The sequence below is a fragment of the Sphingomonas sp. 66-10 genome (assembly GCF_001897045.1).
Taxonomy (GTDB): Bacteria; Pseudomonadota; Alphaproteobacteria; order Sphingomonadales; family Sphingomonadaceae; genus Sphingomonas; species Sphingomonas lycopersici.
This window is the reverse complement of the sequence record NZ_MKRR01000133.1, coordinates 166,118-168,460: the sequence shown is the minus strand read 5'-3', so window position 1 is coordinate 168,460 and position 2,343 is coordinate 166,118. Positions and strand designations below refer to the sequence as shown.

Genomic DNA, 2,343 nt, shown 5'->3' with positions numbered 1-2,343 from the left:
CTGCTCGGTTTCCCCTATATGGATTATTACGCGCACAGCTATGCGATGAACCAATATCTGGTGACGCGCGGCTTTACCGTGCTGTCGGTCAATTACCGGCTCGGCATCGGCTATGGCCGCGCGTTCCAGCATCCCGCGCAGGCGAGTTTCCGGGGCGCATCCGAATATCGCGACGTGCAGGCGGCGGGCAGCTATCTCAAGTCGCTGAGCAGCGTCGATCCCGAGCGGATCGGGATCTGGGGCGGGTCTTACGGCGGCTATCTCACCGCGATGGCGCTCGCCCGCGACAGCGCGACCTTCAAGGCGGGGGTCGACCTTCACGGCGTCCACGATTGGTCGCGCACGCTGGTCGAGGAGGCCAAGCCGGCCGAGCGCTACGAGAAGGGTGATTGGGAGGCAGCGCTCAAATCGGCGTTCGAAAGCTCGCCGGTCGCCGATGTCGCGCGGTGGAAATCGCCGGTGCTGCTGATCCACGGCGACGACGACCGCAATGTCCGGTTCAACCAGACGATCGATCTCGCGCGCCGGCTCGATGCCGCGGGCGTGCGTTATGAGGAACTGGTGCTGCCCGACGAGATTCACGGATTCCTGCGCTATTCGGACTGGCTCAAGGCGGACACCGCGACGGTGCGATTCTTCGAGGCGGAGCTCAAGAAATAGGAGGGGATGCCCGTGCCCGGATCGATCAGGGGTTCATGTCTTTGCGGCAAGGTCGCCTTCGCGATCGAGGGCAATTTCGGGCCGGTCGGGCAATGCCATTGTTCGAAATGCCGCAAGGTTTCCGGCACCGACGGCAATGCGGTTTTCTATACCGCGGTGAAAAGTTTTCGCTGGCTCAGCGGCGAGGGCGATATCCGCAGCTATCTCGTCCCCGGATCCGATGGCTGGCTATCGACCTTTTGCGGGACGTGCGGGAGCCCGGTGCCGCACACCGACAGCGATCGGAAAATCTATTTCGTCCCCGCCGGGCTGCTCGACGATGATCCGGGTTTTCGCGGCTATGCGGCGCATATCCACGTCGCGTCGAAAGCACCGTGGGTGCGGATTACCGATGACGCGCCGCAATTTGCCGAGGGATTTACGTCGTTGCGTGATGCATAGCGCATCGCGTGAAAGATGATCTGCCCCGGCGAAGGCCGGGGTCCAGTCACGACCGGCCCGATGCTGGACCCCGGCCTTCGCCGGGGTGGTGGTGGTGAGCAGGATGTGATTCAGCGCGCTAAGCGGAATTTCATCCCCCAAAACCCAGCCAGCGTTCCATCTGATCGAGTTCCGCCCGAAGCGCCTCCTGCGTATGCTCCGGCGCGCCGGGCTCCAGATGTACCGACTGGACGATCAGCCGCCGCGCCTGCCGGTCGGCCTTGAGATCGACCCGCGCGACGAGCCGGTCGCCGAGCAGGAAGGGCAAAACGTAATAGCCATATTGCCGCTTCTCCTGCGGCACATAGATTTCGATCCGGTAGCGAAAGCCGAACAGCCGTTCGGCACGGTCGCGTTCCCAGATCAGCGGGTCGAACGGTGCGAGCAGCGCCTGCGCCTCGATCCGGCGCGGCTGGCGCGCATCGCGATGCAGCCACGCGTGCCGCCACCCCGGGACGGCGACCGGGATCAGCGTGCCTTGCTCGGCGAGCGCTTCGATCGCGGGCCGCGCCTCGGCGGGTGACTGGCGGAAATAGTCGCGCAATTCCCCCTCGGTCGCGATGCCGAGCGCGGTGGCGGCGCGCTCGATCAGCGCGCGATGCGCGTCGGCATCCGATGGCGTCGGTTGAGCGAGCACGTCCGCCGGGATGACGCGCTCGGTGAGATCATAGACCCGTTCGAAACTGCCGCGGCGCGTGGCGGTGGTGATATGGCCCGCCCAGAACAGCCATTCGAGCGCGCGTTTGGTGTCGCTCCATTCCCACCAGCCCGATTGGCCCTTGTGGCTCTCGAAGTCCGAGGCGGCGAGCGGCCCTTCGGCACGGATCCGCTCGAGCAGCGCCATCGGCTCGGCGCGGCGCTCGGTGGCATAGAGCCGCATCCGTCCCCAGCCCGTCTCGCCGCGATCGGCCTTGGCCATCCGCCAGCGCAGCAACGGATGCGTCTCGAACGGCAGCAGCGAAGCTTCATGCGCCCAATATTCGAACAATTTACGCTGGCGCTTCGGTCCCCAGGCGAGCCGATCGAGATCGGCCCGGTCATAGCCGCCGAGTCGCGAGAAGGCGGGCAGATAATGCGCGCGCAGCAACACGTTGACGCTGTCGATCTGATGGAGCTGGAGCCGTTCGATCGTGCGGCGGAGGTGGGCCGCCGTCGGCACATCGGGGCGTTTCGCGCCGAAGCCCTGCGCGGCGAGCGCAATAC

3 protein-coding genes are annotated in these 2,343 nt (G+C 65.5%); 2 read left to right on the top strand and 1 reads right to left on the bottom strand.

Features of this window, described 5'->3' with window-relative positions; translation table 11 throughout:
* Nucleotides 1-660 (top strand): alpha/beta hydrolase family protein (locus BGN95_RS14710; protein ID WP_286773108.1); only part of this gene is annotated, 660 nt, incomplete at its 5' end.
* Between the two features lie 6 nt (nt 661-666).
* On the top strand, nt 667-1,101 hold the full coding sequence (locus tag BGN95_RS14705) for a GFA family protein (RefSeq protein ID WP_284699462.1): 435 nt from the start codon (nt 667-669) through the stop codon (nt 1,099-1,101).
* Between the two features lie 130 nt (nt 1,102-1,231).
* On the opposite strand, the gene BGN95_RS14700 is transcribed toward BGN95_RS14705, so the two are convergent.
* Complete coding sequence (locus BGN95_RS14700) at nt 1,232-2,341, bottom strand: winged helix-turn-helix domain-containing protein (protein ID WP_286773107.1); 1,110 nt, start codon at nt 2,339-2,341, stop codon at nt 1,232-1,234.
* Between the last annotated feature and the right edge of the window lie 2 nt (nt 2,342-2,343).

Excerpts from the sequence above, each read along its gene's own strand:
- BGN95_RS14705 (WP_284699462.1), top strand. The coding sequence starts at position 667 with ATGCCCGTGCCCGGATCGATCAGGGGTTCATGTCTTTGCGGCAAGGTC.